The sequence below is a fragment of the Pantoea sp. ARC270 genome (assembly GCF_003236725.1).
GTDB lineage: Bacteria > Pseudomonadota > Gammaproteobacteria > Enterobacterales > Enterobacteriaceae > Pantoea > Pantoea anthophila.
This window is the reverse complement of sequence record NZ_PUGA01000025.1, coordinates 14656-30361: the sequence shown is the minus strand read 5'-3', so window position 1 is coordinate 30361 and position 15706 is coordinate 14656. Positions and strand designations below refer to the sequence as shown.

General features: G+C 59.2%; 10 protein-coding genes and 1 riboswitch. Of the genes, 2 read left to right on the top strand and 8 right to left on the bottom strand.

What is annotated here, in order from left to right:
- Positions 1-51: 51 nt before the first annotated feature.
- Positions 52-2424, bottom strand: a complete 2373-nt coding sequence (lptD, locus tag CKF42_RS12425; RefSeq protein ID WP_009092188.1) for an LPS assembly protein LptD — start codon at positions 2422-2424, stop codon at positions 52-54.
- 182 nt (positions 2425-2606) lie between these two features.
- On the opposite strand from lptD, the gene djlA reads away from it, so the two are divergent.
- A complete protein-coding gene (djlA, locus tag CKF42_RS12420; protein WP_111208316.1) occupies positions 2607-3419 on the top strand; it encodes a co-chaperone DjlA in 813 nt (270 codons plus the stop codon).
- Between the two features lie 51 nt (positions 3420-3470).
- Here djlA and rluA read toward each other — a convergent pair whose 3' ends face one another.
- From rluA to polB, 3 genes are all read right to left on the bottom strand, one after another.
- Positions 3471-4124 carry a bifunctional tRNA pseudouridine(32) synthase/23S rRNA pseudouridine(746) synthase RluA gene (rluA, locus tag CKF42_RS12415; protein ID WP_111208315.1) on the bottom strand — a complete coding sequence of 218 codons (654 nt, stop codon included), beginning with the start codon at positions 4122-4124 and terminating at the stop codon, positions 3471-3473.
- A gap of 39 nt (positions 4125-4163) precedes the next feature.
- Positions 4164-7070: an RNA polymerase-associated protein RapA gene (gene rapA / locus CKF42_RS12410; protein ID WP_111208314.1), complete on the bottom strand. Its 2907-nt coding sequence runs from the start codon at positions 7068-7070 to the stop codon at positions 4164-4166.
- 152 nt (positions 7071-7222) lie between these two features.
- Positions 7223-9583 carry a DNA polymerase II gene (polB, locus tag CKF42_RS12405; protein ID WP_111208313.1) on the bottom strand — a complete coding sequence of 787 codons (2361 nt, stop codon included), beginning with the start codon at positions 9581-9583 and terminating at the stop codon, positions 7223-7225.
- Positions 9584-9752: 169 nt separating this feature from the next.
- Here polB and CKF42_RS12400 point away from each other — a divergent pair, with 169 nt between their 5' ends.
- Positions 9753-10517, top strand: a complete 765-nt coding sequence (locus tag CKF42_RS12400; RefSeq protein ID WP_009092177.1) for a DedA family protein — start codon at positions 9753-9755, stop codon at positions 10515-10517.
- A gap of 5 nt (positions 10518-10522) precedes the next feature.
- On the opposite strand, the gene thiQ is transcribed toward CKF42_RS12400, so the two are convergent.
- From thiQ to sgrR, 4 genes are all read right to left on the bottom strand, one after another.
- The gene (gene thiQ / locus CKF42_RS12395; protein ID WP_111208312.1) at positions 10523-11224 is read right to left on the bottom strand and encodes a thiamine ABC transporter ATP-binding protein ThiQ; all 702 of its coding nucleotides are present in this window, start codon (positions 11222-11224) and stop codon (positions 10523-10525) included.
- Positions 11211-12818, bottom strand: coding sequence for a thiamine/thiamine pyrophosphate ABC transporter permease ThiP (gene thiP / locus CKF42_RS12390; RefSeq protein WP_111208311.1), 1608 nt, complete (start codon positions 12816-12818; stop codon positions 11211-11213). The genes thiQ and thiP overlap by 14 nt, the downstream gene beginning before the upstream one ends.
- Positions 12794-13780 carry a thiamine ABC transporter substrate binding subunit gene (gene thiB, locus CKF42_RS12385; protein ID WP_111208310.1) on the bottom strand — a complete coding sequence of 329 codons (987 nt, stop codon included), beginning with the start codon at positions 13778-13780 and terminating at the stop codon, positions 12794-12796. The genes thiP and thiB overlap by 25 nt, the downstream gene beginning before the upstream one ends.
- A 46-nt stretch (positions 13781-13826) precedes the next feature.
- Positions 13827-13929, bottom strand: a riboswitch (TPP riboswitch).
- A 35-nt stretch (positions 13930-13964) separates the two neighbouring features.
- Positions 13965-15626, bottom strand: coding sequence for an HTH-type transcriptional regulator SgrR (gene sgrR / locus CKF42_RS12380; protein ID WP_111208309.1), 1662 nt, complete (start codon positions 15624-15626; stop codon positions 13965-13967).
- Positions 15627-15706: the final 80 nt, after the last annotated feature.

Genomic DNA, 15706 nt, shown 5'->3' with positions numbered 1-15706 from the left:
TTATCCATTGTTGGTTCCGCACTGCGGGATTGCCTGTCAAACATCACAACATCAGAAAGCGGGCTGGTAAGGGATAATTCCCTGACGCAGCATATCGTTGGTGCCTAAGCCATAGTTGGAGCTCAGACCACGCAGCTCAATGTTGAATGAGATTTGGTTGTCATATTTACTGTCGTCGTTTTCCCAACCGTTAATTTTGCGTTCGTAACCGACCCGAATGGCATAACAGCATGAGCTGTACTGCAGGCCTACCAGCTGCGAAGCCGGACGGCTGTTGCGGGTATCGTAGTAGTACGCGCCTACTACGGACCATGCATCCGCAATCGGCCAGCTGGCCGTGGTGCCTACCTGTGAAATCCCATTTTTGAAGATAGGATTGGTCACCAGGCTGCTGTCGTTCAGCGCGGTTGCGACATATTCCGGGCTGCTGTAACGGTAGCTCAGCTGCACCATGCGATCGGCATCACGACGATATTCCAGTACGGTATTGCCCTGGGAAACGTTGTCGAGTTTGGTGTCATACTGCAACCCACCCCGGACGCCCCAGCGATCGCTGATTTTCCAGTATGTATCGCCAGCCCAGATCAGGCTGCCGGTATCATCTTCTTTACTGGTTTGATTCACACCAGTACGAGAAGGGGTAAACGAGTAGATTTGACCTACAGAAACGTTAAAACGTTCAACCAGATCGGCATCATAAATGCGTGTGGTGACACCGGTGGCCACTTCGTTAGCCGAGGCGATACGATCCAGGCCGCTATACGTGCGGTCGCGGAACAGCCCGGTGTAGTCGGTCTGCAGCAACGTTGAGTCGTATGGATAGATGTTGCTCTGATTGCGGTACGGGATATAGAGGTACTGCACCCGCGGCTCCAGCGTCTGGGTGTAGCCCGCCGCGGAGTCCATATCGCGATCAAAGACCAGACGGCCATCGACTTTAAACTGCGGCAGGGTGCGGTTTACCGACTCATCCAGATCGCCACTTTTGCCGTTGCGATTCGCAAAGTTGTTGTTGTAGTAATCAACATTGGTCTGCTGGTAGTGGGTTGCCAGGAATTTCGCTTCGGTATCCAGGCTGGCCCAGCCGTTTGACAGCGGCAGGTTCAGCGTTGGCTCAACGTGCAAACGGGTCGCTTCAGGATAGCGATCGCTGACGTTGGTAAATTTCACCGCCTGCGCATAGATCCGGCCATCAAACGGACCGATGTCATTCTGATAGAGATTGACGTCCAGCTGCGGCATGGCGCGATAGACGTTGCTGTTACTGGTATTACCAAATACCTGGAAATCTTTGCTGGAGAGCGTCGCATCCCAGTTGGTGTCCGCGTAGCCAATACTGAATTTCTGCGTGGCGTAGTTGTCGGTCGAGCTGTAGTACTTCGAGTCGAGGTCGTTGAAGTAGTAGCTATCGCTGACCTTGGTGTAGTCCGCGCTGAAACGCCAGTGTTTATCGTAAACACCCGCATGACGCCAGTAGAACAGCCAGCGATCGGAGCTGTCATCTTCGGCGATGCCGCGCAGCGCTTTGTCTTTGTCGTACTGCTTGTCTGAGCCGAGGTAGTCGAACTCCATCAGACCTGCGCCCAGCTCTGTCAGATAACGGAATTCATTCTCAAACTTCATGCCGCGCTTGCTGATGTAGTGCGGCGTAATGGTGGCATCGGCCTGCGGCGCGATGTTCCAGTAGTAGGGCAGGATGAACTCAAAGCCGTTGTTGCTGCCATATTTGGCATTCGGGATCAGGAAGCCGGAGCGACGACGGTCGCCAATCGGTAACTGCAGATAGGGACTGTAGAACACCGGAACGGAACCGAGTTTAAAGCGTGCGTTCCAGATCTCGGCCACTTCCTCTTCGCGATCCTGAATCACTTCAGAACCGACCACGCTCCAGCTATTGGAGCCGGGCAGACAGGAGGTAAAGGTGCCATTTTCCAGAATGGTGTAGCGGTTATCACCGCGCAGTTTCATCTGATCGGCGGTGCCGCGACCCTGACGATCCACCATCTGGTACTGACCGTTCCAGACGTTGGTATCTTTACTGTTCAGATTAGACCAGGCTTTCGGACCTTTCAGGATGACCTGGTTATCGTCGTAATGCACATTACCCAGGGCATCGACGGTACGAACCGGCGTGGTCTGGCCCTCCTGCTGACGCTGATGAAGCTGAACTTCATCGGCCTGCATACGGCTGTTGCCCTGCTCAATATTCACATTGCCTGTGAAGACCGCATCATCGGGATAGTTCCCTTTGGCAGCGTCGGAGTGAATGGTGACAGGCAGCTGATTGGTATCGCCATTCACCAGCGGGCGGTTGTAACTCGGCACGCCTAACATACACTGCGACATCAGATCGTCGGCAACGGCTTGCTGGCTAATGGCTGCGCCGATCAGTGTGGCCAGCAGGGTAGGTATATGTTTTTTCATACGCGGTATCGAGAATTCCATGAAAACTGGCATCATGCCGACAATCGGGTCAGAGACTAACTTACTGCCCGGCGTTGCGCCAGTGTTAATCCTGGTCAGTCAGCGTTGCCGTTAGGCGCTGAGATAAATGACAGGTATGATAATGCAATTTTCAGCCGCAAGCATGGCGAATTGAGGAGTTTATGCGCTACTGGGGAAAAGTTGTGGGTCTGGCGCTGGGATTACTTTCCGGTGCAGGCTTCTGGGGTATTGTGATCGGTTTGATCATTGGCCATATGTTTGACAAAGTGCGCGGCGCGCAAGGCAAGGCTTACTTCTCAAATAATCAGACCCGACAGACGCTGTTTTTCAGCACCACCTTTCAGGTCATGGGCCATCTGACCAAGTCAAAAGGGCGCGTTACCGAAGCGGATATTCAGATTGCATCGCTGCTTATGGAGCGGATGCAACTGCACGGTGACTCGCGCACCGCCGCCCAGCGCGCATTTCGCGAAGGCAAGCAGGCAGATTACCCGTTACGCAGCAAACTGCGGGAGCTGCGCAGCGCCTGTTTTGGCCGGTTCGATCTGATTCGCATGTTCCTGGAAATTCAGATTCAGGCTGCCTTTGCCGACGGTTCCCTGCATCCCAATGAGCGGCAGGTGCTCTATGTCATCGCCGAGGAGCTGGGCATTTCACGCGTTCAGTTCGATCAGTTCCTGCGCATGATGGAAGGCGGCCAGCAGTTCGGCGGCGGACAGCGCAGTGGCAGTGGTGGCTTTCAGCAGGCGCAACGTGGACCAACGCTGGAAGATGCCTGCAGCGTGCTGGGTGTGAAGAGCAGCGATGACGCCACCACCATCAAGCGCGCATACCGCAAGCTGATGAGCGAGCATCATCCCGACAAGCTGGTGGCGAAGGGGCTGCCGCCAGAGATGATGGAGATGGCGAAGCAGAAGGCGCAGGAAATTCAGGCGGCGTACGATCTGATTCGCAAAGAAAAAGGCTTTAAGTAATCGCGCCTCTCTCCGCCTCTCAGAAGGAGGCGGCCAGGCGTACCGCCCCCCTTAAAAATCGGCGGGCTGACGAAACGTCATGGCATTACCGAATGCCGGATGGGTGATGGTCAGTGACTCCGCGTGCAGCAGCAGGCGCGGTGCCATCGCCCTGGCGTCCGGATGGGCATAGAAGTTGTCGCCCAGAATCGGATGGCCCAGGGCCAGCATATGCACCCGCAGCTGGTGCGAGCGGCCGGTAATCGGCTTCAGCGAAACGCGCGCACTGTTATCCGCACGATATTCCAGCACCTGATACTCCGTCTGCGCGGCTTTGCCGTTCTCGAAGCAGACCATCTGCTTCGGACGATTGGGCCAGTCGCAAATCAGCGGCAGATCAACCACTCCCTCCTCATTCTCCGGATGACCCCAGATGCAGGCCACATAGGTCTTGGCGGGTTCCCGCTCGCGAAACTGCCGTTTCAGCTCACGCTCAGCCGCCTTGGTCAGGGCGACGACCATCACACCACTGGTCGCCATATCCAGCCGGTGAACCGATTCCGCCTGCGGAAAATCACGCTGTATCCGCGTCATCACGCTATCTTTGTGCTCCTCCAGCCGACCGGGTACCGAGAGCAGACCGCTGGGTTTATTCACCACCATGATATGCGCATCCTGATAAAGGATGTGCAGCCAGGGTTCACGTGGTGGATTGTAAGGTTCCATAGGGCTTTCCAAAAATAAGGGGCCGGAAGGCCCCTGAGCTTACTGGTGAGTCACCACAATCAGGCGCAGCGCGTCGAGACGCCAGTTGGCCTGATCCAGGCTTTCCAGCACCTGTTCACGGTTGCTTTCCAGCGCCTCGATCTCATCTTCACGGATGTTCGGGTTCACCGCTTTCAGCGCGTTGAGACGGGAAAGCTCTGCACCCAGCTTTTCATTCGCCTCGGCCCGCGCCGCTTCAATCACCGCACGTGCCTCACTGACCACGCTCTCTTCACCCTGGGTGAGGATTGCATGCACATCCTGCTGCACCGCATTGACCAGTTTGCTGGCGGTGTGGCGGTTAACCGCATTCAGCTGGCGGTTAAAGCTTTCGAACTCCACTTTCCCGGCCAGGTTGGTGCCGTTGCGATCGAGCAGCAGACGGATAGGCGTCGGTGGCAGGAAGCGGGTCAGCTGCAGATGCTTCGGTGCCTGCGCTTCCACCACATAGATCAGCTCAACCAGCAGCGTGCCGACCGGCAGCGCTTTGTTCTTCAGCAGTGACAGCGCGGAGCTGCCGGTGTCACCCGACAGGATCAGATCCAGGCCGTTACGGATCAGCGGATGTTCCCAGGTGATGAACTGGGTATCCTCGCGGGAGAGCGCCTGATCGCGGTTGAACGTGATGGTGCAGCCATCTTCCGGCAGGCCAGGGAAATCGGGCACCAGCATGTGGTCGGAAGGGGTCAGCACAATCAGGTTATCGCTGCGATCTTCCTGATTGATACCAACAATATCAAACAGGTTCAGCGCGAAGTTCACCAGACCGGTGTCGTTATCCTGCTCGCTGATGGCGTTCGCCAGCAGCTGAGCCGATTCGCCGCCGTTAGAGTTCAGCTCCAGCAGACGATCGCGGCCCTGTTCCAGCTGCGATTTCAGCGCCTCGTGCTGTTTACGGCACTCCGCGATAAAGCCGTCAAAGCCTTCGCTATTTTCCGGCGCGGCTAAATAACCGATCAGCTGCTGATGCACGCTGTCGTAGATGGTACGGCCGGTCGGGCAGGTGTGCTCGAACGCGTCCAGACCTTCATGATACCAGCGCAGCAGCACCGCCTGAGCGGTCTGCTCCAGCCACGGCACCAGAATCTGAATATCGTGCGCCTGACCAATACGGTCCAGACGGCCGATACGCTGCTCCAGCAGATCCGGGTTAAAGGGCAGATCGAACATCACCAGGCGGCTGGCAAACTGGAAGTTACGGCCTTCAGAACCGATTTCAGAGCAGAGCAGCACCTGCGCGCCATTCTCTTCCGAGGCAAACCACGCGGCAGCCCGGTCACGCTCAATGATCGACAGGCCTTCGTGGAACACCGCCGCCCGGATGCCTTCGCGCTCGCGCAGCACCTGCTCCAGCTGCAGCGCCGTGGCCGCTTTGGCGCAGATGACCAGCACTTTCTCTTTACGGTTGCTGGTGAGATAGCCCATCAGCCATTCCACGCGCGGATCGAAGTTCCACCAGGTGCCGCTGTCGCCTTCAAATTCCTGATAAATCTGCTCCGGGTAGAGCAGGTCACGCGCCCGCTCCTCGGCGCTTTTGCGCGTGCCCATAATGCCGGAGACTTTGATGGCCGTCTGATACTGCGCAGGCAGTGGCAGGCGGATCTGATGCAGTTCGCGTTTCGGGAAACCTTTCACACCGTTACGGGTGTTGCGGAACAGGACGCGGCTGGTGCCGTGGCGATCCATCAGCATGGCGATCAGCTCCTGACGCGCCTCCAGCTTGCCCTCACGATCGCTGTTGGCGACCTGCAGCAGCGGCTCGATATCCTGTTCGCCCACCAGATCGTTGATCCGGTTCATCTCCTCCTGGGAGATCGCCTGGTCAGCCAGCAGCGCTGTTACCGCATCAGCAATCGGACGGAAATGCTGCTGCTCTTCAACAAAGGCAGCAAAATCATGGAAACGGTCCGGATCGAGCAGGCGCAGACGGGCAAAGTGGCTTTCCATGCCGAGCTGTTCCGGCGTCGCCGTCAGCAGCAGCACCCCGGCCGTTTTCTCAGCCAGTTTTTCGATGACCAGATATTCACGGCTGGGTTCGCCTTCGGACCAGGCCAGGTGGTGCGCCTCATCCACCACCAGCAGATCCCATTCGGCATCGGCCAGCAGTTCAAGACGCTGTTTGTTACGGCGAACAAAGTCGAGCGAACAGATGATCAGCTGTTCCGTTTCAAACGGGTTATCGCTGTCGTGCTGCGCTTCGGTGTAGCGGTCATCATCAAACAGAGCGAAACGCAGGTTAAAGCGGCGCAGCATCTCGACCAGCCACTGATGCTGTAAGGTTTCAGGCACCACGATGAGTACCCGCTCGGCACGACCCGCCAGCAGCTGCTGCTGAATGATCATCCCGGCTTCAATGGTTTTACCCAGGCCCACTTCATCGGCCAGCAGTACGCGTGGCGCGTGGCGGCGACCCACATCGTGTGCGATATGCAGCTGATGAGGGATCAGGTTGGTGCGCATGCCGCGTAATCCGCTGATCGGCAGACGGTATTGCTCACTCTGGTATTTGCGTGCGCGGAAGCGCAGGGCAAAGCGGTCCATGCGGTCGAGCTGACCGGCAAACAGACGATCCTGCGGCTTACTGAACACCAGCTTGCTGTCGAGCATCACTTCACGCAGGATCACATCGCTTTCTTCAGTATCCAGTCGGGTACCGATATAGGTCATCAGGTCATTTTCGTTGCGGACTTCATCGACGCGCATCTGCCAGCCTTCGTGACTGGTGATGGTATCACCCGGGTTAAAGATGACGCGGGTAACCGGCGAATCGTTGCGGGCGTAGAGGCGGTTTTCCCCCGTGGCCGGAAACAGCAGGGTGATCATGCGGGTATCGATCGCCACCACGGTGCCCAGTCCCAGTTCACTTTCCGTATCACTAATCCAGCGCTGACCTAATGTAAAAACCATATATTTTTAGCTCGAATTTTAACGTTTTTAGAGGTGTTCCCGAATCTCAGGCAATAGCGTTACCGCCAGACAACAAGGTCTGGAGCGTGCATAAGAGCGGTGAGTTTCAGGAAGGGCGCTATGGTACTGGATGGCAGGGCATTCGTCACCTGTCAAAAAAGCCCCAGTTGCCCCGTAATCAGTGTAGCAAAATCTCCCCCGACAAAGGGCAGGATCCCCTCTGCCACCGGCTGCAGCTGCTTCGTCACGTAGTGGTCATAGTCGAGCGGCGTACTGCGCGCCTCCAGCGGTTCGGGGCCAGCCGTAGCCATGACGTAACGAATCCGGCCGCCGTTCTGATACTGCAGTGGCCGGTTCAGTTTGCGATTCTGCTCATCAGCCAGCCGGGCGGCGCGCACGTGCGGGGGCACATTTCGTTCATACTCCTTCAGCGGACGCCGCAGGCGCTTTTTGTAGATCAGCTGATCGTCCAGCTCGCCCGCCAGCAGCTGCGCCACGGTCTCCCGGATGTAATCCTGCCACGGCTCGCGGTGGAAAATACGGTGGTAGAGCTGCTGCTGAAATGTTTTGGCCAGCGGCGTCCAGTCGGTTCGCACCGACTCCAGCCCCTTAAAGACCATGCGCGCACCGTCGGCGTCACGAATCAGTCCGGCGTAGCGTTTCTTGCTGCCCTGTTCCGCGCCGCGAATGGTCGGCATCAGAAAACGGCAGAAGTGGTTTTCATACTCCAGTTCCAGCGCGCTGGTCAGTCCCAGCGTCTGCTGCAGGTGATCGCGCCACCAGGTATTCACTTTCTGCACCAGCTGATGACCAATGGCAGCGGCCTGCTCCTCATCGTGGGCCGACTTCAGCCAGACAAAGGTGGAGTCGGTGTCACCGTAGATGACGTCGTAGCCTTCCGCTTCGATCAGCGCGCGGGTCTGCTGCATGATGGCGTGACCGCGCAGGGTAATTGAGGAGGCGAGTCGCGGATCGAAGAAGCGGCAGGCGCTGGTGCCCAGCACTCCGTAAAAGGCGTTCATGATGATCTTCAGTGCCTGTGACAGCGGCTGATTGTTCTGTTTTTTCGCCGCTTCGCGCCCCAGCCAGATCTGTTCAACCATCGCCGGCAGGCAGTGGGTGTGGCGAGAGAAGCGCGCTTCCCGGAAACCGGCAACCGAATCCGCATCATCAGGATGAGCCAGACCCTCCACCAGGCCCACCGGATCGATCAGGAAGGTGCGGATAATCGACGGATAGAGGCTTTTGTAATCCAGCACCAGCACCGAGTCGTAGAGACCGGGACGCGAATCCATGACATAACCGCCCGGGCTCGCTTCCGGGGCCACCTCACCCATGTTAGGCGCGACAAACCCGACACGGTGCATGCGCGGAATATAGAGGTGACTGAACGCCGCCACCGAACCGCCATGGCGGTCCACGGCCAGACCATTGACCGCCGCGCGCTCCAGCAGAAACGGCATGATCGCCGTTTTGTGAAAGATCCGCGTCACCAGTTCGCAATCTTTCAGGTTGTAGCGCGCCAGCGCCGGTTTATCGTTGGCAAACCGCCAGTTTATCTCCTCCATTCGCTGCCAGGGATTGTCGATCGCTTTGCCTTCTCCCAGCAGCTGCTGCGACACCGACTCCAGGCTGAACGACGGAAAATCCCAGAACGCCGACTTCAGTGCGTCAATGCCATCAATGATCAGGCGGCCGCTGGCCTGCGCGAAAAAAACGCCTGGCTTGAAGCCATGTTCCCGCCACTCCAGCGCCGTCTGCTGGCGGCCAAGACGCAGCGGAATGCCGTAGCGGTCCGCATGCTTCTGCAGCACCCGCAGGTCAAACTGCACGACGTTCCAGCCAATCAGGACATCCGGGTCATGCTCTGCAAACCACTGGTTCAGGGCTTCCAGCAGCTGTGGCCGGCTGTCGAGATAGATCAGGTCGAAATCCAGCGTGCTGGCATCGCCGTTAGCGGGGCCGAGCATATAGACCTGGCGCTGACCGCAACCCTCCAGTCCGATGCAGTAGAGCTCGCCATGCTGGGTGGTTTCAATATCCAGCGAGACCCATTTCAGCGGCGGACGATAGTCGGGGTGGGGCTTAAGCCGCGCGTTGACCAGCGTGTCGCCCTGCTGCTCGCCATCAAACCAGACGGGGGCGGTAATAAAGCGCTCCATCAGATAGCGTTCCGGCGGGCGGATATCCGCCTCGTAGATCGGAATTCCCTGTTCGCGCAGCCGTTTTTCGATGCGCTGCAGCTGACGATGCTGCTGGCAGTAGAGGCCCAGCACCGGACGGTGACGAAAATCTTTCAGCGCCAGCGGCTGGATACGCAGCTGGCGTTCCTCTCTCTGCAGCTCGCTGATCTGCGCCTGATATTCCGCAGGCACAAAAGCGACAGACTCCTGCACAGGCAGCACCACGCGCTGCGCGCCCGCATCGGTGGCGAGCCAGAGGATAATTTCGGTGCCATTCGGGCTGTCGCGCCAGTGGCGGGTGAGCAGAAAACCTGCGCGGGGCATAGTCAGATGTTCTCCGGACGCCGTGTTTCAGGGATAAGTAAACAACCTGAGTATATCATGGGTATTTATACAGTTCCTGTCGCCACGATTTGTCAACATTGTCCTACAATTCTTGCCTTGACGCTGTGTGGCTGGCTCTGGACAATCCAGCCTTCTGCTTTGACTAAGGACCACTATGGAAGCCTGGATTCAACAACTGATTACGCAGTCCCTGGAGTGGGCGCTGTTTGCCGTTGCGCTGGTGACGTTTCTGGAGTCGCTGGCGCTGGTCGGGCTGTTGCTGCCAGGTACGGTGATGATGGCCAGCCTGGGCGCGCTGGTCGGCAGTGGCGAGCTTGGTCTTTATCCTGCCTGGGCGGCGGGCTTTGCGGGCTGCCTGATCGGTGACTGGGTTTCCTACGGTATCGGCTGGAAATTCCAGGGGCCGCTGCACCGCTGGAAGTATCTGCAAAAGTACAAAGGCCTGCTGGATAAAACCGAGCATGCCCTGCATCAGCACAGTATGTTTACCATCCTGGTCGGACGTTTTGTCGGCCCCACGCGGCCGCTAATCCCGCTGGCGGCGGGTATGCTGGAGCTGCCGGTACGTAAATTTCTGCCGCCTAATCTCATTGGCTGTCTTCTCTGGCCACCGATCTATCTGCTGCCCGGCATTCTGGCCGGGGTGGCGATTGACGTGCCAAAAGCGGCGCAGGGTGGCAGCTTTAAATGGCTGTTACTCGGCGCAGCGCTGCTGATCTGGCTTGGCGGCTGGTTAGGCTGGCGCTGGTGGCGCAGTGGCAAAAGCCGTGACTGGGCCACCGCCTGGCTGCCTCCGGCGCGCCTGCGCTGGGCTGGCCCGCTGGGGCTGGCGATCGCCGTGGCGGCGTTTGTCGCGATCCAGTTCCATCCCATGATGCCGGTTTTCCGCCATCTGCTGTGGCAGGTCTTCATCGCCTGAGCCGCTTAACGACGCGGGATGCCGAGCACGTCGGCCTCCCGCGTGTCGCCCGACAGCAGCTGTCGGGTTTCGCCATCCCAGTAAACCCGGCCATCCACAATCACCACGCTGCGCGGCGCGATCTGCTGCGCATCTTCCAGACTGTGTGACACCATCAGCAGCGTGATGCTGCGCGCCTCACACACCGATCGCACCAGCTGAAGCATCTCGCCGCGCAGGGCGGGGTCCAGCGCGGAAAAGGGCTCATCCAGCAGCAGTACCGGACGGTCACGCAGCAGGCAACGGGCCAGCGCCACGCGCTGGCGCTGGCCGCCCGACAGTTCGCCTGGCAGGCGTGACAGCAGATCGCCTAATCCCACCTGTTCAGCCAGCGCAGTCAGCTGCTGCTGCTGTTCCGCGCTGAGTCGTAGCCCGGGGTGCAGCCCCAGCGCCATATTCTGCTGCACGCTGAGGTGCGGAAACAGGTTGTTCTCCTGAAACAGCATGGAGACCGGTCGTCGGGCCGGGACAGTGTGGGTGTGCTCCTGACCGTCAATCAGCAGGGTGCCCTGATTCACCGGCAGAAAACCGGCAATCAGGCTCAGCAGGGTGCTTTTACCCGCGCCGCTGGGGCCGAGAATCGCGATGCGTTCACCGCGTGTGGCCCTGAAGCTGAAGCGCATCGGCAGATGCTGGTAGAGATAGGTAAGGTTATCAAGAGTCAGCATGGCGGCCCGGTAATTTTTCCATTAGCGTGAACAGCAATAAGCAGAGCAGCAGCAGCAGCAGGGCGGTGACCGCACCATCAGCGCCACGATAGGCGCCTATCTGCTGATAGAGATAGAACGGCAGCGTGCGGAAGTCGGCGCTGCCAAACAGCGCCACCACGCCAAAATCACCAATCGACAGCACGCAGGCAAAGGCCAGCGCCTGGGCCAGCGGACGTTTCAGCGCCCGCAACTCGATCAGCCGCAGCCGGTTCCAGCCCTGAATATTCAGTGAATGGCAGAGTCTGCCGTAACGCTCTGCGGTGTCGCGCATCGGGTTTTCCAGCACTTTCAGCGCATAGGGAATGGCGATCAGCGCATTGGTAAACATCACCAGCCCTTCGGCGGAGTCGGGGAGGCCGATGGTGGCGTTGAACAGCAGGAAAAAGCCGGTGGCAAGCACAATGCCCGGCATCGCCAGAATCAGCATTCCGCTGGTGTCGATAAGCGTGGCCGCCGCCAGATGCTGGCGCAGACGCAGCTCGCGGCTGCTCCAGAGCAGCATCATGGTCAGCACCACGCAGATTAATCCGGCCCCCGTGGCGATGCGTAATGAGGTCAGGGTTGCCCGCCAGAGAGCAGGCTGAGCCAGCGCACCGCGCACGCCGCCATGCAGACCCTCCACAATCACCGCCGCCAGCGGAGGCAGCAGGATAAGCAGCGCCAGCAGGATAAGCAGCGCATCGCTGAGCTGTGCGCCCCACGAATCCTGCGGATCGCGCCAGCCCTTCAGCTGACGGGTTCCGGCGGGGATCGCCTTGCTGAAGCGCTGGCTGAGCAGCACCAGCGTCAGGCAGCAGCCGAGCTGAATCAGCGCCAGCAGCGCGGCACGGCCCGGATCGTAGTCATAACTCAGCGCCTGGAAAATCGCCAGTTCGAGCGTGGTAGCCTGCGGCCCGCCCCCCAGTGACAGCACGGTGGCAAAGCTGGCAAAGCAGAGCATAAAGATCAGCGCGCCGGTCGGCAGCAACTGACGCCGCAGCCACGGCCACTCCAGCAGGCGAAAATGGTGCCAGCCGCGCAGGTCGAGCTGCGCCGCGAGCTGACGCTGCTCGGCCGGAATGCTCTCCAGCGCCTGCAGCATCAGGCGTGTCGCCAGCGGCAGATTAAAGAAGACGTGCGCCAGCAAAATGCCCGGCAGACCATAGGGTGAGAAGTGATAACCGATGCCCAGCAGCTGACAGAGCTGGGCCAGCCAGCCAACGCGGCCATAGACGGTCAGCAGACCAAACACCGCCACCAGTACCGGCAGGACCAGAGTCATGGCACAGAGACGCAGCAGCAGCTGGCGGCCGGGAAAACGGCGCCGATAGAGCGCACGCGCCAGCGGCACGGCAGGCAGCAGGGAGAGCAGGGCGGAGAGCAGCGCCTGACCGAAAGAGAAGCCGATCACGTGCCGCAGATATGCATCCTGCAGCACGCTGCGCCACTCCAGGCCTGGCGCGGCCATCCAGAGTGCGCCAAAGGCCAGCAGCGCCACGCCGGTTAGCAGCAGCGTGGCGAGCGAGCCGGGGATCAGCCAGCGCGGCATCAGCGGCTGACGGCGCGTTGCCACTGGCTGATCCAGCCTGAACGCTGTGTGGCCACCTCTTCAGGCGAGAACTGCAGGGCGGTGGACGGCACCGTCAGGCTGGCAAAACCGGCAGGCAGCGGCGTATCGATCACCGGGTACATCCAGTTGCCGGTGGGAATGGTGCGCTGGAACGCAGGCGAGACCATAAACTGCATGAACTGCTGTGCCAGCGCAGGCTGTTTGCTGCTGGCTAACTGTGCGGCCACTTCCACCTGCAGATAGTGTCCTTCGGCAAACGGGGCGGCGGCGTAGTTCTCTTTTTTCTCTTCGATGATGTGGTAAGCCGGAGAGGTGGTGTAACTCAGCACCAGATCGCCTTCGCCCTTCAGGAACAGGCCATAGGCTTCGCTCCAGCCTTTGGTCACCGTTACGGTTTTCTGCGCCAGCTTCTGCCACGCCTGCGGAGCCTGGTCGCCGTAGACCTTCTGCATCCACAGCAGCAGGCCTAAGCCGGGGGTACTGGTACGCGGATCTTCGTAGATCACCCGCCACTTTTCCGGGCTGTCGACCAGATCTTTCAGGCTTTTGGGCGGGTTTTTCAGCCGGGTTTTGTCATAGACAAAGGCGAAGTAGCCATAGTCAAACGGCACAAAGGTGGTGTCGTGCCAGCCGCCAGGCAGGGTAAGTTTTGCGGTGTCGACCTGACTTTCAGCAAACAGACCGGTTTTCTGCGCCGCCTGCACCAGATTGTTATCCAGCCCCAGCACCAGATCCGCTTTGCTGTTTTTGCCTTCCATCCGTACGCGGTTCAGCAGCGAGACGCCATCTTCCAGCGTGACGAATTTCAGCTCACAGTTGCACTGCGCCTCAAAGGCTTTTTTTACCGCCGGGCCAGGGCCCCAGTCGGCAGAGAAGGAGTCGTAGGTGTAGACCGTGAGGACCGGTTTAGCCGCCAGAACGGGGGCGGAGAGTAACAGCAATACCGGCAGAACTTTGTTTAACACTTTGCGCTCCTTCAGGAGAATAGGGGATGAGTCGCAAAGGATCTGAGCACAGCGGCCTCTCAAATCCCTACGTCGGTATTAACCGAATCAGGTTCGACGGGTCTCTCTCAGCTGCTTGCTGGTGGCAGGCGGCACCCCGTTGAGAACGTCACATTCTAGTCATTTCAGCGCCGTGGCGAAAGCGTCACAGTGCCGGTGGCGCAAACCAGGCCGATTTAAAATCAAACCAGCCCAGGGTATTCATCCGCACGCCACGCATGCTGCGCTGGCCCTCCAGCAATAGCCAGTGATGAAACAGCGGATGCAGGCCCGCCTCTTCAACCAGTTGTTTGCTCCACTCGGCCAGCGGCAGCGTTTTCTCGCGCCAGCGGGCCGCGTCACTGTGCCAGTCAATCGGCAGGCAGTGATGCAGCAGCGGGATCTCATACAGCTGGGCGAACAGCGACCAGTTCAGCGGCAGGGTAAAGTTGACGCTGCCGAGCCAGATATCACTCTCCGCGTCGCCCTGATACCAGCTTTCATAACTGATCTCACGGGTTTCCAGCGTGACGCCCTGTTGGGCCAGCAGGGGACGCAGCGCATTGGCGATGCCCTCATGCTCCACGTGCTGACTGTACCAGGTCAGCGTCAGATGGGTCAGGCCGGGCGGCTTTTCGACCGGGGTCAGGTCCCGGCGGTGATGCCAGCGCGGCAGCAGGCCATAAGCCGGAAACCAGTATCGCTGATAGCCGACGCCCGCGTGGTTGAGCAGGGCGATAGGGTTGAAGAGATAACTGACCCAGCGCCTGACTGCCTCGCTGCGGCCCTGCTCTGAACGCTGGTCAAACAGCAGATAGTAGCAGCCCTCCTCAAGGCGGCTCTCCTCCTGAATCTCATCCGCAGCGTCCCCCTGCAGGCGCACACCGGCATAGACCAGCTCATCGCTGATGTCGGGCAGCACCCAGATAGAGACATCGTCGATCAGGGCACGAAAACCGAAGTAATCATCAAAGGCTTCAATCTTCAGCTGGCTCTCATGATTGCGGATCACCCGGTAGGGGCCGGTGCCGACTGGCTGGCGGGCAAAATCCTGAATCGTCGGCCACTCGCGCGGCAGGATCATCGCGCTGACGCTGCCCAGCAGCCAGGGCAGGCCGTCGTCGGGCTGGCTCAGATGCACATCCAGCGTCCAGGGGGCGGGTGAGAAGATCTCCGCAATGTGGGAAAAGAGCGGATGAGGGCGCTGACGCTCCAGGGTGGCGATGACATCCGCCATCTCCAGCTCCCTACCGTGATGGAAACGAATAGCCGGACGCAGAAAGAAGCGCCAGTGAAGCGGAGAGGTCTGCTGCCAGTGATGCGCGATATCGGGCTCGATTTCCCCGTTTTCCTCATTTATCCGCGTCAGGCCATTAAAAATCTGCCGGGCGATGTGCGTTTCAGAGCGCCGCAGCGGCGAGCCAGGCAGCAGATTGAGCAGGGGACGATAGTAGAGCACCCGCAGGATATGCTTACCCTGCCGGAAACTGCGGCCGAGATGCGCACTGATCATCTGCCGCACCTGATCCTTATCGCCCACCAGCTGGACCAGCTGATCGATGCGATCCTGCTCCAGCAGATCTTCGGCACGCTGCTGCTGTAAAGCCAGCCCGGTATAGCAGAACGTCAGATGTGACCGCCTGCCGCGTCCCGCTTCTGCCTGCCAGACCAGCCAGCCTGCCGCCTGCATCCGGTTGAGCAGATTGCGCATGTGGCGGCGCGAGCAGTGTAGCAGGTCAGCCAGTTCGCTGAGGGTAATGGCCTGCGACTGGCCCTGGCAGCTCTGCCACAGGCGAATGAATTGCTGCTTCAGACGTGACGAGGACATAAAAGAGGAACTCCTGCTGAAAAGCGCTCTGTTTTTTCTGCCTCATTTTAAGAGCAAACTTTGCGCTATGGGAAGAGCGG

Bases quoted from the DNA above. Each gene is read 5' to 3' on its own strand.
- thiQ (WP_111208312.1), bottom strand. From the start codon at position 11,224: ATGCTGACTCTTGATAACCTTACCTATCTCTACCAGCATCTGCCGATG.
- sgrR (WP_111208309.1), bottom strand. From the start codon at position 15,626: ATGTCCTCGTCACGTCTGAAGCAGCAATTCATTCGCCTGTGGCAGAGC.
- rapA (WP_111208314.1), bottom strand. From the start codon at position 7,070: ATGGTTTTTACATTAGGTCAGCGCTGGATTAGTGATACGGAAAGTGAA.
- rluA (WP_111208315.1), bottom strand. From the start codon at position 4,124: ATGGAACCTTACAATCCACCACGTGAACCCTGGCTGCACATCCTTTAT.
- CKF42_RS12400 (WP_009092177.1), top strand. From the start codon at position 9,753: ATGGAAGCCTGGATTCAACAACTGATTACGCAGTCCCTGGAGTGGGCG.
- djlA (WP_111208316.1), top strand. From the start codon at position 2,607: ATGCGCTACTGGGGAAAAGTTGTGGGTCTGGCGCTGGGATTACTTTCC.
- lptD (WP_009092188.1), bottom strand. From the start codon at position 2,424: ATGAAAAAACATATACCTACCCTGCTGGCCACACTGATCGGCGCAGCC.